The sequence below is a fragment of the Streptomyces sirii genome, assembly GCF_045690365.1.
GTDB lineage: Bacteria > Actinomycetota > Actinomycetes > Streptomycetales > Streptomycetaceae > Streptomyces > Streptomyces sirii.
In genome coordinates this window covers 6,924,218-6,940,116 of record NZ_CP147982.1, presented here as the reverse complement: position 1 = coordinate 6,940,116, position 15,899 = coordinate 6,924,218, and the positions used below count along the sequence as shown (strand labels likewise).

Here is a 15,899-nt window from a genome sequence, read left to right as displayed (position 1 = left end):
CGTTACGCTGACGAAGCATCCGAACGGCAGTCCTCGACCACTCGTCGCACCGGTCCCGGCCGCGCCCGACGAGCAGCCAACCGAGTCGGCCACCCGGCCGCCCTAGGGGGCGCATCCGCCATGGAGCTACGGTCCTCGGCCCACTCCGACACCTTCGCGCGCGACCGGCTGCCGCCCCGCGAGCAGTGGCCGCACCTCACCGATCTGGGCTACTCCGACCGCCTGAACTGCGGCGCCGAACTCCTCGACGGCACCATCGCGCGGCTCGGCGCGGACCGTCCCGCGGTGCGCGACACGAGCGGGCCGGTGTGGACCTACGGGCAGTTGCGGGCGCAGGTCGACGCGATCGCCCGGGTGCTCACCGACCGGCTCGGGGTCCTGCCGGGCAACCGCGTGCTGCTGCGCGGTCCCACCACCCCGTGGCTGGCCGCCTGCTGGCTCGCCGTGATGAAGGCGGGGGCGGTCGCGGTGACCGTCCTGGCCGCGCAGCGCCCCAAGGAGCTCGCCACGATCTGCGAGATCGCCCAGGTGCGGTACGCGCTGTGCGACGTCCGCTCCGTCGACGACCTCGCCGCGGCCGGGGTCCCGGGGCTGCGGATCACGACCTACGGCGGGGACGGTCCGGACGATCTGCACCAGCTGGCCCGGCCCGGCGGCGCGCCGTACACCGCGGTGGCGACCTCGGCCGACGACGTGGCGCTGATCGCCTTCACCTCGGGCACCACCGGCCGCCCCAAGGGCTGTCTGCACTTCCACCGCGATGTCCTCGCCATCGCGGACACCTTCTCGGCACGGGTGCTGCGCCCGTCCCCCGACGACGTGTTCGCCGGCAGCCCGCCCCTGGGGTTCACCTTCGGCCTCGGGGGGCTGGTGGTCTTCCCGCTGCGGGCCGGTGCCTCGACGCTGCTCGCCGACTGGGGCGGGCCCAGACGGCTGCTCGCCGATATCGCGGCGCACCGCATCTCGGTGCTGTTCACCGCGCCGACCGCCTACCGGGCGATGCTGTCCGAGCTCGACGGGCACGACGTCTCCTCGCTGCGCCGGTGCGTGTCGGCCGGTGAGAACCTGCCCGCCGCGACCTGGCAGTCCTGGTACGGGGCGACCGGCCTGCGGATCATCAACGGCATCGGCGCCACGGAGCTGCTGCACATCTTCATCTCGGCCGCCGACGAGGCCGTCCGGCCGGGTATGACGGGGCTGCCGGTGCCGGGTTTCCAGGCCCGGGTGGTGGGCGCGGACGGCACACCGCTACCGGACGGCGAACCTGGCCTGCTGGCCGTACGCGGGCCCACCGGCTGCCGCTATCTCGCCGACGCCCGGCAGACCGAGTACGTCCGGGGCGGCTGGAACCTCACCGGTGACACCTATGTCCGCGAGCCCGACGGCTACTTCCGCTACGTCGCCCGCGCGGACGACATGATCATCTCTGCCGGCTACAACATCGCCGGCCCCGAGGTGGAGGACGCCCTGCTGCAGCACCCCGACGTGACCGAGGCCGCGGTGGTCGGGCGGGCAGACGAGGACCGCGGACAGGTCGTTGTCGCCCATGTCGTGCTGCGGGCCGGCGTCCCCGAGGGGGCGGACACCGTCGCCGCGCTGCGCGCCTTCACCAAGACCCGTATCGCGCCCTACAAATGCCCCCGCGAGATCGTCTTCCACACCGCCCTCCCCCGCACCCCTACGGGCAAGCTCCAGCGGTTCCGGTTGCGTGCCCCCCTCTAGAGTGACCCGGTGATCGACCAGCAAGCACAGCACACCCCGCGGTCCCTCATCGTCACGTTCTACGGCGCCTACGGGCGCGGTGAGCCCGGCGCGGCGGACGGGGCGGCCGCTGCGGTGCCGGTCGCCGGGCTGATCCGGCTGCTCGGGGCGCTGGGGGTGGATCCGCCGTCGGTGCGCTCCGCGGTCTCCCGGCTCAAGCGGCGCGGGCTGCTGGTCCCCGCGCGTACGGCCACCGGGGCGGCCGCCTACGGACTGTCCGACGCGGCCCGCGAGCTCCTGGAGGACGGCGACCGGCGGATCTTCGGCCGGCCGGCCGCGCGGTCCTCCGACGGCTGGGTGCTGGCCGTGTTCTCCGTCCCCGAGCAGGAACGGCACAAACGGCATCTGCTCCGCTCCCGGCTGGCCCGGCTCGGCTTCGGCACCGCCGCACCGGGCGTGTGGATCGCCCCCGCACAGCTCTACGAGGAGACCCGGCACACCCTGGAGCGGCTGCAACTGGCCCCGTACGTCGATCTGTTCACCGGCGCGCACGCCGGTTTCGCCGCCACGGCGGACGCGGTGGCACGCTGGTGGGACCTGGACGCCATCGCCGCGCAGTACCGCGCCTTCCTGGACGAACAGGAGCCGGTCCTGCGCCGCTGGTCACGACGGCGCACGGTGCCGCCGGAGGCGGCCTACCACGACTATCTGCTGGCCCTGGACGCCTGGCGTCGCCTCCCGTACGCCGATCCCGGACTGCCCTCTCCCCTCCTTCCGGAGGACTGGCCGGGCGGCCGCGCGGCAGAGGTGTTCAGCAGACTGCACGGCATGCTGCGGACCACGGGCGCCCGTTACGCGCAGCAGGCGACCGCCGGTCCGTAAGGCGTCCGCGCCTCAGCGGCGGCGCGCCTGAGCCCCCACCGCGACGGCCGGCCGCGGCCGGGCCGCGGCGATCACCGAGACCACGTCCTTGAACGAGCTGCACATCCGGGTGCCGGCGACCGCGGCCAGCTCGCCGAACGTGCCGACGCCGTAGGTCACCGCGACCGGCGCCATCCGCGCGGTGACCGCCATCCGCATGTCCCCCACGGTGTCCCCCACATACGCGCTCTGCCAGGGCGCGACACCCAGCCGGCCGGCCGCCCGCAGCACCATCTCCGGGTGCGGCTTGCCGCGCCGGACCATGTCCTGGCCGATGACCGGGCCGACCAGGTCGCGGATGCCCATGACGTCGAGCAGCGCCTCGGCGCTGCGGGTGGTCTTGGACGTGGCGACGGCCAGCTCGACACCGTGGGCGCGCAGCGCGGACAGCCCCGCCGTCACGCCGGGGAAGAGCAGCTGCGGCCCCTGGCACAGCACCTCGTAGGAGAACAGCTCGCGGTATCGGGAGATGGCGGCCTGCACCCGGCCGTCGTCCTCGGGCTTGCCCAGCAGCCGGCCGAAGGCGGGGCCGGGGGGTTTGCCGATGGCGGAGGCCGCCTGCCGCGCGGTCACCGAACAGCCCTGCTCCGAGGCCACCTTGACCAGCAGCTTGCTGATCGCCGGCATGGTGTTGGCGAGGGTGCCGTCCAGATCGAAGACAGCGGCCCTGATCGTCTCGCCTCCTGCGCCCCGTGCGCCTCTCGCGGGACGTTCGCCGACTTCCATTGCTACGCGCATGGCTGGAGACCTTTCCGGATTCCGATGGGGGTGCGGGGTGCGGGGGTTTCGGGTGACGTTGCTGGCTCGGCTGGTTGGGCGGCCTGCGGTCGGCGACTGGTAAGGGGCAGAGGCGGTCTCGCCATGGCGCACTCGCTGTCCAAGGGCGGTACGCGACCGTCGCGGCGGCTACATCGGAACGGATCGTCCCGTTTACCGCCTTCGGAGATTTAAAAACCGCCTGCGCTGTTTGTCAATGTGCCTTTGTCACATCCTGACGGGTCGACAACGCTCCCTCGCAAGGCCAGACTGGCGACACAGCGCTCGCAGGCGCCACCGGAGGCCCGGAATCCGCGGCCGGACGTCAGCTTCTCGCCAGGGCGTACGAGTTCAGGCCATTCACCCCGACCATATCGAACCGCATGGTTGGTTTTCTATGTAGACTGCAATCAGCTTCGCAGCCGTACTAGAGACGGGACGGACACCGTGCCCACCCAGCATCGCGCCATCCAGAGCCGCCAGGCACTCATCCGCTCGGCCGCAGAGACCTTCCTGGAGAAGGGGGTTCCCGCCGCGGGCATGGTCGAGATCAGCCGGCGGGCCCGGCTGAGCAAAGGAGCCCTCTACTTCCACTTCACGTCCAAGGACGACCTCACCCTCGCGGTGCGCGACGCCGCACTCGCCACCCTGCAGGAGATCGAGAACGGCTTCGCCCGCTCCCCGCAGCCGCTGGCGACCGCCGTGCAGGACTTCGCCGTCGAGCTGTTCGGCCGGGTGGAGTCGGACGCCGTACTGCGCGCCGGACTGCGCCTGCGGCCGGAGACCGCACCGGGTCTCGGCATCTACGCCCTGGAGCAGCGCTGGTACGCGCTCTTCCTCGACAAGGCGGTGACCTGCGGGACCGGCGAGCCGGGCCGGCCGAGCGCGGTGGACACCTCGGACGCCGAACCGCGCCGCACCGCCCAGCTGCTGACCTCGATCGTGGTGGGCCTGCTGCATCTGGGCGGCGAGGACGGGACGTGGTGGGACCGGGAGGCCGTGGTCGGCCTGTGGGGGCTGCTGTCGGCCTCGCCGGAGCGGATCCCGGCCGGCGGCCTGCCCGAGCCGGCACGCCTGCCGGCCGCCGGCTGACCCGCAGGCCGTCAGGGACCGTACGCCACGAGCGGGCGCGGGCGGATCACAACTCGACCAGCACGGCCCCGATATGGCGGCCCTGGGTGAGCTCGCACAGCGCCCGCGGGGCCTGCTCGATGCCCTTCAGCAGGGCGTGCGGGAAGACCAGGGAGCCGTCCCGCAGGCCCTGGCCGAACTCCTTCGCCCACTCCTGCGGCAGATCCGGGTGCGCATGCAGCCCGAATCCGCGCAGCGCCACCCGCCGCGTGATGATCAGCCCCGTGTCCAGCTCCACCGGGGCGGTGCTGCCGCCGGTCGCGCCCAGCTGACTGGAGAGCGCGCCGACCAGCGCGAAGCGGGCGTCGGGGCGGGCCACCGCGAGCGCCGCGGTCAACTGCTCGCCGCCCACGGTGTCGAGCAGTACGTCGATGCCGTCCGGGGCGGCCCGGCGCAGCTGCCGCTCGATCGGGCCGGCACCGCGCACGATGGTGTCGTCGTACCCCAACTCCGCGCGCAGCCGGGAGGCCTTGCGCTCCGAACCGGTGCTGCCGACCACCCGGGCGGCGCCCAGCCGCCGCGCCAGCTGCCCGGCCATACTGCCCACACCGCCGGCCGCGCCGGAGACGAACACCGTGTCCCCCGGGCGGACTTCGGCGGCCCGGCGCAGCGCGCCCCAGGCCGTCGCGCCCTGGGAGAGGTGCGCGGCGGGGTCCGGTAGCGCGTCCAGATCGAGCCGGCGCACCTGCGACTCGTCAACCACAGCGAACTCCCGCCATCCGTAGCGGTGGTGGACCAGTTCGCCGGGCGTGAAGCCGCCGCCGGGCGCCGCCACCACCTGCCCGACCGCGGAGCCCCACAGCGCCCGCCCCGGCACGAAGGGCGGCATCGGCTTGGAGTCGCCGGACATCTGCATCCGCATCGCCGCGGTCACCGCCATCAGGCGCGTACGCACCAGGACCTGCCCCGGCCCCGGTTCGGGCATCGGCACCTCGGCGACCACGAAGTGCCGGCTGGTCGGCTCTCCTTCGGCATGGCGGACGAGCCGGATCTCGCGCTGCGCGGCGGGCAGAGCGGTGGGGGACATCGGACAGCTCCTAGAAGTCGTCGTACACGCCACGGCGCGCAGATTCAATACCGCCTGGTTGGCTTCTTTATGATGCCGAAAGAGACTGCGCGGCCAGGGCGACGGGTCGCACTCGGCGCAACTCCAAGAGAGCATACGGAGGCTGTTCGGTGGTCAAGCAGGCACGTGCAGTGCGCACCCGGCGCGCGGTCCTCGAAGCCGCGGCTCACGTCATCGGCAGCCGCGGGTACCAGGCCGCCACCATGGCCGAGATCATCCAGCGCGCCGGCGTCACCAAAGGAGCCGTCTACTTCCACTTCACCTCCAAGGGAGCGCTGGCCCGCGCGGTCATCACCGAGCAGGCCGACCCGTTCCTTCCGCAGGTCAGCGACTCCCGGTTGCAGGACGCCATCGACTTCACCCACCGGGTGGCGCTGGCGCTGCGCAGCGACCCGCTGCTGCAGGCCGGCACCCGGATCGCGGTCGAGACGACGTTCAGCGACGAGCCGTTGGTGCCCTACCAGGCCTGGACCGACATCATCAGCACGATGTTCGGCGAGGCCCGGGACAAGGGGGAGTTGCTGCCCGGTGTGGTGCCGGACCGGGCCGCCGAGTTCTTCGTCGCCGCCTATATGGGCGTGCAGTTGTTCTCGCGCGCCGCGACCGACCGCGCCGATCTCCCCGAGCGCGTCACGGCGCTGTGGAAGCACACCCTGCCGGGTCTCGCCTCGCCCGGCGCGATGGGCCATCTCGACCCGAGTGGCCGCGCGGCGCGGGTCTCCGTCTGACGGCTGCCCGTCCGCCGACGCCCTCCCGGCCTGGCCGAGGAGCGCCCCTTAGCACTGGTGAACAAACCACATGGTCCGTATCTTGGTGGCGCGGGGGCCGCCAGCGTGGCTCGGCCCGTCTGGGGCGCTGAGAGCCGCACTTCAGAGAGGACACCTATGGCCAGAGCCATCCTCATGCCGTCGTCTCCGGATCAGCGCCACGACGGCCGAGGCGGGTTCGCCGACGAAAACCGACCGTCCCCTTTGCCTACCACCGCGCCGCACGGGTACGGCGAGCGTGCGGCGTCGTCCGAGGTGTTCCTGACCAACTGGCGGCGAGACACCGCCGACGGCTGGGTCGTCAGCGCCCGGTGGCCGCGCGCGCACGGCTTCTACAGGTCGGTCGACGGGGCGCACCACCGGCTGCACGACCCTCTGCTGCTGGTCGAGACCATGCGGCAGGCCGGGATACTGCTCAGCCATCTCGCCCACCGGGTGCCGTTCGACCACCCGATCACCTGGCAACGGATCCGCTACGACCTCGTACCACAGGCGCTGAGCTCGGCCGGTGCGCCGGCGGAGGTGGAACTGCATGTCACCGATCACGAGGTGGTCCGCCGCGGCGAGCGGCTGCTCAGCGCCCGCCAGGAGTTCCGGGTGCGGCGCGACGGCGCCGATCTGGCCACCGCGACGCTCGACTACGCGTGCCACAGCCCGTCCGTCTACCGCCGGCTGCGCGGCAGGTACAGCGAGCTGACGCCGGCCAACGCCGGCAGGCTGCCGCTGCCCGCGCCCGTCGCCCCGCAGTTGGTCGGCCGGGACCGCGAGCGTGATGTGGTGCTCTCCCCCACCGACCGCGCCGGCCAATGGCGCCTGCGGGTGGACACCTCTCATCCGGTGCTCTTCGACCAGCCCGTCGACCACGCCCCCGGGATGCTGATGATCGAGGCCGCCCGGCAGGCCGCGCAGGCGGTGACGCCCGGGGTCACCCTGCCGATAGCGATGGAGTGCGGTTTCGAGCGGTACGCCGAACTGGACGCGCCGTGCCGGGTACGGGCGCGGACCGGCCCGGAGCCGGTCGAGGCGCAGGCGGGTGACGGCCGCATGCTGGTCGACGTGGCCGTGGAGCAGCACGGCAAGCCGGTGATCGCGGCGCGGATCACCAGCCTGCCGCTTCCCTGACGCGCCGCCGTACGGCTACCGGAGGTCCACTGCCCCTCCGCAGACGGCCCCGCCCCGCTGCCCGTGTCTCCCCGTCACCGCAGCGTGAGGCGGGGCTTCGGCGCGTCGGTGCGTCCGGTGGGCGGGGTGCGGCTGCCCGCCTGGTAGGGCGGCGGCCACGGGGCGCCCGGCCCGGTGTACCCCTGCTCCGCGGCGGCGTGCAGCGTCCAGTGCGGGTCGTACAGATGGGGTCTGGCCAGCGCGCACAGGTCCGCGCGCCCGGCGAGCACCAGGGAGTTGACGTCGTCCCAGGAGGAGATCGCGCCGACCGCGATGACCGGCACCCCCAGGGTGTTGCGGATCCGGTCGGCGAACGGCGTCTGGTACGAGCGGCCGAAGTCCGGGCTCTCCTCGGCCACGACCTGCCCGGTGGAGACGTCGATGGCGTCGGCACCGTGCTCGGCGAAGGCCGCCGCCATGGCCACGGCGTCCTCCGCGGTGGTACCGCCCGCCGCCCAGTCGGTGGCGGAGATACGGACCGTCATCGGCTTCTCTTCCGGCCACAGTTCGCGGACGGCGTCGAAGACTTCGAGCGGGAAGCGCAGACGGCGGGAGAGGGAACCTCCGTAGGCGTCGGTGCGTTGATTGGTCAGCGGGGAGAGGAATCCGGACAGCAGATAGCCGTGGGCGCAGTGCAGTTCCAGCAGATCGAAGCCGCAGTCGACGGCGCGGCGCGCGGCCGAGGCGAACTGCTCCCGGATCGTGGCGAGTTCGTTCGTGGTCAGCTCATGGGGGCGCTGGCTGCCGGGCTTGTACGGAAGGGGGGATGCCGCCACGAGAGGCCAGTTGCCGTCGTCGAGCGGTTCGTCGATGCCGTCCCACATCAGCTTGGTGGAACCCTTGCGCCCCGAGTGGCCGAGCTGGAGACCGATCGCGGTGCCGGGCGCCTGGGTGTGCACGAAGTCGGTGACACGGCGCCAGGCGGCGGCCTGATCCGGGGTGTAGAGCCCGGCGCAGCCCGGTGTGATGCGCCCCCGCTCACTGACGCACACCATCTCCGTCATCACCAGGCCCGCCCCGCCCAGGGCTCTGGCGCCCAGGTGGACGAGGTGGAAGTCCCCGGGGACGCCGTCCCGCGCCGCGTACATGTCCATCGGCGAGACGACCACGCGGTTGCGCAGGGTCAGCGAGCGCAGCCGGAAGGGCGTGAACATCGGCGGAGTGTCGGCCGGGGTGTCCGCCTCGCCCTCGACGGCCGCGACGAATCCGGGATCGCGCAGCCGCAGGTTGTCGTGGGTGACCCGGCGGCTTCGGGTGAGGAGATTGAAGGCGAACTGGCGCGGCGGTTGGCCGGTATAGGTGGACAGCTCCTCGAACCAGTCGAGGCTGGCGCGGGCGGCGCGCTGGGTGGAGGCGACGACGGGGCGGCGCTCCGCCTCGTACGCGGCGAGCGCGGCGGCGGTGTCGGGCTGTTCCTGGAGGCAGGCGGCCAGCGCCAGGGCGTCCTCGACGGCGAGCTTGGTACCGGAGCCGATGGAGAAGTGCGCGGTGTGCGCGGCGTCGCCGAGCAGCACGGTGTTGCCGTGCGACCAGCGGTCGTTGACGACGGTGCGAAAGGCGGTCCAGCTGGAGTTGTTGGAGCGCAGCGGCCGGCCGCGCAGCGCGTCGGTGAAGGCCTTGGCGCACCATTCGGCGGAGGCGCGCTCGTCGCAGCGGTCCAGCCCGGCCGACCGCCAGACCTCCTCGCGCATCTCGACGATGACGGTGCTGGCGCCGGTCGAGTACGGAACCCCCGAGGGCGTCTCCGAGGGGTGGGGGTCGGGCGACGGGCCGGCGTAGGGGTAGGCGTGCAGCTGGGCGACGCCGTGCTCGGTCTCGGCGATCTCGAAGCGGAAGGCGTCGAAGGCGAAGTCGGCGGCGAGCCAGATGTAGCGGCAGCGGTGGGTGGTCAGCCGCGGCCGGAAGGCGTCGGCGTGCGCGGTGCGGGTCGCGCTGTGCACCCCGTCCGCGGCGATCACCAGGTCGTGGGCGCGGGCCAGTTCGGCGGCGGGCGGCGCCTCGGTGCGAAAGCGCAGCTCGATGCCGAGGTCGCGGCAGCGCCGGTGCAGTACGGCCAGCAGCCGGCGCCGTCCGAGCGCCGCGAAGCCGTGTCCGCCCGAGGTGAAGGTGCGGCCCCGGTGCACGATGTCGATGTCGTCCCAGCGGACGAACTCCGCCTGGAGTGCGCGGTAGACCACCGGGTCGGCGTGCTCGATACCGCCGAGGGTCTCGTCGGAGAGCACGACGCCGAAGCCGAAGGTGTCGTCGGGGGCGTTGCGCTCCCATACGGTGATCTCGCGGCTGGGATCGAGGCGCTTGAGAAGGGCCGCGGCGTACAGCCCGCCCGGTCCGCCGCCGATGACGGCGACCCGCACGGCTACTTCCCCTGCCACTTGGGCGCGCGCTTCTCCGTGAAGGCGGCGTGGAACTCCGCGTAGTCGGCGCTGTTCATCAGCAGCGCCTGGGTGGCGGCGTCCATCTCCACGGCGGCGGCCAGCGGCAGATCGAGCTCGGCGGTGAGCAGCGCCTTGGTCTGGGCGTATGCCAGCGCGGGTCCCTCGGCGAGCCGCCGGGCGAGCGCTGCGGCCGCCTGGTCGGCGTGCCCCTCCTCCGCCAACTCGCTGATCAGGCCCAGCCGTTCGGCCTCCGGTGCGCGTACCGCGTCGCCGAGCATCAGCAGCCGGGTGGCGTGCCCCAGCCCGATGACGCGGGGCAGCAGATAGGCCGCGCCCATGTCGCCGCCGGACAGTCCGACCCTGGTGAAGAGGAAGGCGAAACGGGCCGAGGGGTCGGCGACGCGGAAGTCCGCGGCCAGCGCGAGCACCGCGCCGGCGCCGGCCGCGACGCCGTGCACGGCCGCGATCACCGGGAACGGGCACTCCCGCAGCGCCCGGACGACCTGGCCGGTCATCCGGTTGAAGTCCAGCAGCTGTGCGGTGTCCATGCCCAGGGTGGCGCCGATGATCTCCTCGACGTCGCCGCCGGAGCAGAATCCGCGGCCTTCCCCACCGAGCACCAGGGCGCGCACGGAGCGTTCCCTGGACAGCTCCGCCAGCAGGTCGCGGAGGTCGGCGTAGGCCTCGAAGGTCAGGGCGTTGAGCTTCTCCGGGCGCGCCAGGGTGACCGTGGCGATCCCGTCCTTCCTGGTCACGCGGATGTGCTGCCAGGAGTCTGTGCTGCGGGCGGATCCTGTGAACGGGCTCATCGGACTGCCTGCCCCCTTTGGCGGGTCGGCCGGTGGATGCTCTTCCGGATGCCCTTCGAAGTTATCACCGCTTTGTGACTGTCGTCACGATGGCGCGATACGCCGTTTCTCGGCCATCGAACGGACGAAGGTCCCGTCCGCCGTAGGACCTAGGTCACCGCGACACCGTCCGCTCGCCTCTGTCACGGGCTCCGCCGCGCTTCCTACGGTGGACGTATCGGATCCGGCCCGCAGGCACCCGGCGCGGTCCGCAGGCACCCGTCCCGGGCCCTCGGCACCGATCCGGCCCCAGGCACCCGATCCGGCCTTCTGCGAACGGAACGTACCGCTCATGTTGGCACCGCCGACCCCCACGACCTGGCATATCGCGCTGCCGCGGGGCGCGACCGCGGTCCCCGTCGCCCGGGCGATGGTCCGCTGCGCCATGCAGGACCTGCAGGCGACGGCCGACCGGACCACCGCTCAGCTGCTGGCCGCCGAGCTGGTCGCCAACGCCCTCAAGCACGCCGGCGACGCCGATCCCATCGAGCTGGTGGTGGAGCTGGGGGCCGGGGGCTGCCGGGTGGAGGTCCACGACGGGGACGGCAGGCACCTCGACGGCCTCGGCGCGCCTCCCCCGGCCCCGCCCGTGCCCCCTCCCCCGAGCGACGGCACCGCCGCCCCGGTCTGCACCCGGGGCCGCGGTCTGCTGCTGGTCCGGTCCCTCAGCTCCGCGTCGGGCTGCCGCCCGACGCCGCGGGGCAAGGCCGTCTGGTTCACCCTTCCCGAGCTGCGGCGGCACCAGGAACGGTGACGGCCGCTTCCGCGGGCGGCTGCGGGGCCGCCGCGAGCCGGGAGCGGCGCCGCCCGTAGAGCGTGTAGACCAGTGCGCCGGCGGCCAGGAAGCCGGCGAACTGCAGCCAGGTCGCCGGGCCGGTCCCGTACATCAGGTAGAGGCAGAAGCCGATGCCGAGCAGCGGGCTGGCCGGGAAGAGCGGGACGCGGAAGCGGCGCGGCAGATCGGGGCGGGTGCGGCGGAGCACCATCACGCTGAGGTTGACCACCGCCATGATCGCCAGCGTCCCGATGGTGGTCAGGTTCATCACCACGTCCAACGGGACGACCGCCGCCGGCACGGCGAAGACGGCCGCGACGATCCAGGTGTTGGCGACGGGGGTGGACGTACGGGGCGAGACCCGCTCGAAGACCCGCGGGATCAGGCCGTCCCGGGACATCGACAGCAGGATGCGGGTCTGGCCGTACATCACGGCGAGGACGACGGAGGCGATGGCGACGACCGCGCCGAAGGCGATCACCCCGCCGCCGAGCGCCGAGTCGGTGACCCGATTGACGATCAGCGACAGCGCGGCGGGCCGGCCCGCGACCTGGTCGGAGGAGAGCGCACCGATGGCGGCGAGCGCGACCAGGCAGTAGAGCACGGTGACCACACCGATGCAGACCATGATCGCGACGGGGATGTTGCGCCGCGGGTTCTTCACCTCTTCACCGGCCGTGGTGATCGCGTCGAAGCCGATGTACGAGAAGAACGCGAGCGAGGCACCGGAGGTGATGCCGGCGATGCCCTCGGACGCGAACGGCGAGAGGTTGCCGGCCCGGAAGGCGCTGAAGCCGATCGCGCAGAACAGCACCAGGATCGCGAGCTTGAGCACCGCCATCGCGGCGGTCGCCCGGGCGCTCTCCCGCACGCCGCGGACGAGGAGCAGGGCGGCGAGCAGGATCACCACGACGGCCGGGATGTTGACGATGCCGCCGTCACCGGGCGGGTTGGCGAGCGCGGCCGGCAGCTGCCAGCCGATCAGGCTGCCCAGCAGCTCGTTGAGGTACTGGCCCCAGCCGACGGCGACCGCCGAGACCGAGACGCCGTATTCGAGCAGCAGGCACCAGCCGACGAGGAAGGCGGTGCGCTCGCCGAGGGTGGCGTAGGCGTAGGAGTAGGAGCTGCCGGACACCGGTATCGCGCCGCCCAGCTCCCCGAACGAGAAGGCGGTGAACACGCAGGTGACGGCCGCCAGCACAAAGGAGACGACGACCGCGGGACCGGCCTCGGCGACGGTGTCGGACAGGCCGACGAAGATGCCGGTGCCGACGATGGCGCCGATGCCGAAGCACACGAGCTGGAAGAGCCCCATGCTGCGCTTGAGGCCGTTGCCTTCGAGGTCCGCGCCGGATTCGGCGACGAGGACGTCGGGGGACTTGATGCGCAGTCCGGACGGACCTGGCGCGCCGGGTGCGGCACGCAGCGCCTCCTGGAAACGGCGGCGAAAGACGGGCGGGCGCATGCGGGTGGTTCTCTTTCTGGTGGTGCGGTGCGCGCGGCGAGGGTGGGCCGCACACAGGAGCGGGGTCCGGACCGGTGGGTCCGAACCCCGCGAGCGGCTCGATGGTAGCCGCTCCCTCCGCATGATCGCCCATTCGGACGTATGCCTATGCAATGTGATCTTTCGGGCGATGCCGCCGCCCGCGGCGGATAGCCGCCGCTCAGCGGGCGAGCGTCGCCACCAGCACCGCCTTGATGGTGTGCATCCGGTTCTCCGCCTCGTCGAAGACGACGGAGTGCGCGGACTCGAAGACCTCGTCGGTGACCTCCAGCGACGACAGTCCGTACTGGGCCTGGATCTCCCGACCGACCGCCGTACCGAGGTCGTGGTACGCGGGCAGGCAGTGCAGGAACTTCACCTCCGGCTTGCCGGTGGCGCGCAGCACGTCCATCGTGACCGCGTACGGGGCGAGCAGCGCGATCCGCTCACCCCACACCTCCTTGGGCTCCCCCATGGAGACCCAGACGTCGGTGGTGACGAAGTCCGCGCCGCGCACGCCCTCGGCGACGTCCTCGGTGAGTGTGATCCGGGCGCCGCTGCCCTCGGCGAGCGCCTGCGCCCGGTCGATCACCGGCTGCTCGGGCCACAGCTGCCGCGGGGCCACGATCCGTACGTCCATGCCGAGCAGGGCGCCGGTGACGAGGTAGGAGTTGCCCATGTTGTTGCGGGCGTCGCCGAGGTAGGCGAAGGCGGTCTCCGCCAGGGGGCGGCCGCCACCGTGCTCGACCATGGTGAGCACGTCGGCGAGCATCTGGGTGGGGTGCCAGTCGTCGGTCAGCCCGTTGAAGACCGGTACGCCGGCGTGGGCGGCCAGCTCCTCGACGTCGGACTGCCGGCTGCCGCGGAACTCGATCCCGTCGAACATCCGGCCGAGGACCCGGGCGGTGTCCTTGACCGACTCCTTGTGCCCGATCTGCGAGCCGGACGGGTCGAGGTAGGTGGTCGAGGCGCCCTGGTCGGCGGCCGCGACCTCGAAGGAGCAGCGGGTCCTGGTCGAGGTCTTCTCGAAGATCAGGGCGATGTTCCTGCCCTGGAGGCGGGGGACCTCGGTGCCGGCGCGCTTGGCCGCTTTGAGCTCGGCCGCCAGGTCGATCAGTCGGCGGAACTCCTCGGCGCTGAAGTCCAGCTCCTTGAGGAAGTGGCGGCCCCTGAGGTCTATCGCCATGGGTGGGCTCCTGGTTCGCGGCGGTGGGACGGGGTACGTACCGAAGGCGTACGGTCGCATGACGGGAGGGGCGCGCGGCCCCGTTCCCTGGAAGTGTATACGACCTCTCGTATCTATATGCGAAGCGTCCGGCGTACCCCTCCGGGTGCGGCCGGTGCACCCGCGGGGGTGCCACGCCTCAGGCTGCCCCGGGCACCGCGTCCCTCGCCACCGGGCAGCTCATACAGCGCGGGCCGCCCCGGCCCCGCCCCAGCTCACTGCCCGGGATCGTGATTACCTCGATGCCGCGCTTGCGCAGAAACGTGTTCGTGGTGACGTTCCGCTCGTACGCCACGACCACCCCCGGCTCGACCGCCAGCACATTGCATCCGTCGTCCCACTGCTCGCGCTCCGCGGAGTGCACGTCCTGGGTCGCGGTCAGCACCCGGATGTCCGACAGACCCAGCGAGGCCGCTATGGCGCGGTGCATGTGCTCCGGCGGATGGTCGGTGACCTTGAGGTCCTGGTCGCCCGAGCCCGGCTCGATGGTGTACGAGCGGAGCATGCCCAGGCCCTCGTACTGCGTGAAGGTATCCCCGTCGATCATGGTCATGACGGTGTCCAGGTGCATGAACGCGCGGCGCTTGGGCATGTCGAGCGCCACGATCGTGCGCGCGGAACCGGCCGCGAACAGCCCGCGCGCGAGCAGTTCGACCGCCTGCGGGGTGGTCCGCTCGCTCATCCCGATCAGCACCGCGCCGCTGCCCATCACCAGGACGTCGCCGCCCTCGATCGTCGACGGGAAGTCCGCCTGCCCCTCCGACCAGACGTGGAAGTCCTCGTCGCGGAAGAGCGGGTGGTGGCGGTAGATCGCCTCGTAGTGCACGGTCTCGCGCTGCCGGGCCGGCCAGCGCATCGAGTTGATCGACACCCCGTCGTAGATCCAGGCGGAGGTGTCGCGGGTGAAGAGGTGGTTGGGCAGCGGGCCCAGCAGGAAGTCGTCCAGATCCATCACATGGAAGCGGACCGAGGTCGGCTCCGGGTGGCGTTCGAGGAACTCGCGCTTGGTCATGCCGCCGACCAGCGCCTCGACGAGTTCCGGCACCGGCAGCTCGTCGAAGGCGGCACGCAGATGGTCGGTGGCCAGCGGCCCGTACTCCTTCTCGTCGAAGACCCGGTCCAGGACCAGCGTCCGCGCCTCGGGGATCTGCAGGCTCTCGGCCAGCAGATCCCCGAAGAGGTGCACCTCCACACCGCGGTCGCGGAGCACGTCGGCGAAGCCGTCGTGCTCGGCCCGCGCCCGGCGCACCCACAGCACGTCGTCGAAGAGCAAGGTGTCCTTGTTGGACGGTGTGAGCCGCTTCAGCTCCAGATCGGGTCGATGCAGGATGACCCGGCGCAGCAGCCCGGCCTCGGAGTCAACATGGAATCCCATCCACCCATCTTGGCCGCTTCCGGGGCCCGGGGGAGGGAGTCGGACGATCTCGGCTCGGTCGGGTCCGGGACCCGCCGACCGGCGGCGGGCCGGGCCGGAGCGACCCCGTGTGGCAACGCGCCGGGTCACCGATCGGCACGTCGCAGGGTCAGCGCCGCGACGACCGCGCCCGCCGAGGTCACGGCCGAGATGAGCCGGCCACCCCGCAACTCCCCCCTACCCGGGCTGCGCTGACCACCCATGACGGCGATCAGCACGGCGACGCCGAGCGACAGGGGCGGCGGGACGGGGCGGGGCAGGGCGGGACGGGCTGCG

13 protein-coding genes are annotated in these 15,899 nt (G+C 72.4%); 6 read left to right on the top strand and 7 right to left on the bottom strand.

The window, feature by feature from the left end:
* Positions 1–120 precede the first annotated feature (120 nt).
* Both WAB15_RS30900 and WAB15_RS30895 read left to right on the top strand, forming a co-directional pair.
* On the top strand, positions 121–1,722 hold the full coding sequence (locus WAB15_RS30900; RefSeq protein ID WP_407288217.1) for an AMP-binding protein: 1,602 nt from the start codon (positions 121–123) through the stop codon (positions 1,720–1,722).
* Positions 1,723–1,731: 9 nt separating this feature from the next.
* Positions 1,732–2,583 (top strand): PaaX family transcriptional regulator C-terminal domain-containing protein, encoded by an 852-nt coding sequence (locus WAB15_RS30895; RefSeq protein WP_399146180.1) that lies wholly within the window; start codon positions 1,732–1,734, stop codon positions 2,581–2,583.
* 12 nt (positions 2,584–2,595) lie between these two features.
* On the opposite strand, the gene WAB15_RS30890 is transcribed toward WAB15_RS30895, so the two are convergent.
* Entirely contained in the window at positions 2,596–3,360 is a 765-nt protein-coding gene (locus WAB15_RS30890; protein ID WP_393488648.1) for an HAD family hydrolase, read from the bottom strand.
* 465 nt (positions 3,361–3,825) lie between these two features.
* On the opposite strand from WAB15_RS30890, the gene WAB15_RS30885 reads away from it, so the two are divergent.
* Positions 3,826–4,470 carry a TetR family transcriptional regulator gene (locus tag WAB15_RS30885; RefSeq protein WP_399146179.1) on the top strand — a complete coding sequence of 215 codons (645 nt, stop codon included), beginning with the start codon at positions 3,826–3,828 and terminating at the stop codon, positions 4,468–4,470.
* 46 nt (positions 4,471–4,516) lie between these two features.
* On the opposite strand, the gene WAB15_RS30880 is transcribed toward WAB15_RS30885, so the two are convergent.
* The gene (locus WAB15_RS30880; protein ID WP_399146178.1) at positions 4,517–5,536 is read right to left on the bottom strand and encodes an MDR family NADP-dependent oxidoreductase; all 1,020 of its coding nucleotides are present in this window, start codon (positions 5,534–5,536) and stop codon (positions 4,517–4,519) included.
* A gap of 149 nt (positions 5,537–5,685) precedes the next feature.
* On the opposite strand from WAB15_RS30880, the gene WAB15_RS30875 reads away from it, so the two are divergent.
* Both WAB15_RS30875 and WAB15_RS30870 read left to right on the top strand, forming a co-directional pair.
* Positions 5,686–6,303 carry a ScbR family autoregulator-binding transcription factor gene (locus tag WAB15_RS30875; RefSeq protein WP_399146177.1) on the top strand — a complete coding sequence of 206 codons (618 nt, stop codon included), beginning with the start codon at positions 5,686–5,688 and terminating at the stop codon, positions 6,301–6,303.
* 243 nt (positions 6,304–6,546) lie between these two features.
* The gene (locus tag WAB15_RS30870; protein WP_399146176.1) at positions 6,547–7,464 is read left to right on the top strand and encodes a ScbA/BarX family gamma-butyrolactone biosynthesis protein; all 918 of its coding nucleotides are present in this window, start codon (positions 6,547–6,549) and stop codon (positions 7,462–7,464) included.
* Positions 7,465–7,538: 74 nt separating this feature from the next.
* Here WAB15_RS30870 and WAB15_RS30865 read toward each other — a convergent pair whose 3' ends face one another.
* On the bottom strand, positions 7,539–9,875 hold the full coding sequence (locus WAB15_RS30865; RefSeq protein ID WP_407288216.1) for a bifunctional salicylyl-CoA 5-hydroxylase/oxidoreductase: 2,337 nt from the start codon (positions 9,873–9,875) through the stop codon (positions 7,539–7,541).
* Positions 9,860–10,687, bottom strand: coding sequence for an enoyl-CoA hydratase family protein (locus WAB15_RS30860; RefSeq protein ID WP_399146174.1), 828 nt, complete (start codon positions 10,685–10,687; stop codon positions 9,860–9,862). The genes WAB15_RS30865 and WAB15_RS30860 overlap by 16 nt, the downstream gene beginning before the upstream one ends.
* A 331-nt stretch (positions 10,688–11,018) precedes the next feature.
* Here WAB15_RS30860 and WAB15_RS30855 point away from each other — a divergent pair, with 331 nt between their 5' ends.
* Positions 11,019–11,480, top strand: a complete 462-nt coding sequence (locus WAB15_RS30855; protein WP_407288215.1) for an ATP-binding protein — start codon at positions 11,019–11,021, stop codon at positions 11,478–11,480.
* Here the strand turns inward: WAB15_RS30855 and WAB15_RS30850 are convergent.
* The 3 genes from WAB15_RS30850 to WAB15_RS30840 form a co-directional block, all read right to left on the bottom strand.
* Positions 11,443–12,966, bottom strand: coding sequence for an amino acid permease (locus WAB15_RS30850; RefSeq protein ID WP_399146172.1), 1,524 nt, complete (start codon positions 12,964–12,966; stop codon positions 11,443–11,445). The genes WAB15_RS30855 and WAB15_RS30850 overlap by 38 nt on opposite strands.
* Positions 12,967–13,165: 199 nt before the next feature.
* Positions 13,166–14,170, bottom strand: coding sequence for an ornithine carbamoyltransferase (gene argF, locus WAB15_RS30845; RefSeq protein WP_407288214.1), 1,005 nt, complete (start codon positions 14,168–14,170; stop codon positions 13,166–13,168).
* Between the two features lie 178 nt (positions 14,171–14,348).
* Positions 14,349–15,584: an arginine deiminase gene (locus WAB15_RS30840; RefSeq protein ID WP_399146170.1), complete on the bottom strand. Its 1,236-nt coding sequence runs from the start codon at positions 15,582–15,584 to the stop codon at positions 14,349–14,351.
* Between the last annotated feature and the right edge of the window lie 315 nt (positions 15,585–15,899).

Bases quoted from the DNA above. Each gene is read 5' to 3' on its own strand.
- WAB15_RS30840 (WP_399146170.1), bottom strand. From the start codon at position 15,584: ATGGGATTCCATGTTGACTCCGAGGCCGGGCTGCTGCGCCGGGTCATC.
- WAB15_RS30890 (WP_393488648.1), bottom strand. From the start codon at position 3,360: ATGCGCGTAGCAATGGAAGTCGGCGAACGTCCCGCGAGAGGCGCACGG.
- WAB15_RS30880 (WP_399146178.1), bottom strand. From the start codon at position 5,536: ATGTCCCCCACCGCTCTGCCCGCCGCGCAGCGCGAGATCCGGCTCGTC.
- WAB15_RS30860 (WP_399146174.1), bottom strand. From the start codon at position 10,687: ATGAGCCCGTTCACAGGATCCGCCCGCAGCACAGACTCCTGGCAGCAC.
- WAB15_RS30900 (WP_407288217.1), top strand. From the start codon at position 121: ATGGAGCTACGGTCCTCGGCCCACTCCGACACCTTCGCGCGCGACCGG.
- WAB15_RS30850 (WP_399146172.1), bottom strand. From the start codon at position 12,966: ATGCGCCCGCCCGTCTTTCGCCGCCGTTTCCAGGAGGCGCTGCGTGCC.
- WAB15_RS30855 (WP_407288215.1), top strand. From the start codon at position 11,019: ATGTTGGCACCGCCGACCCCCACGACCTGGCATATCGCGCTGCCGCGG.
- argF (WP_407288214.1), bottom strand. From the start codon at position 14,170: ATGGCGATAGACCTCAGGGGCCGCCACTTCCTCAAGGAGCTGGACTTC.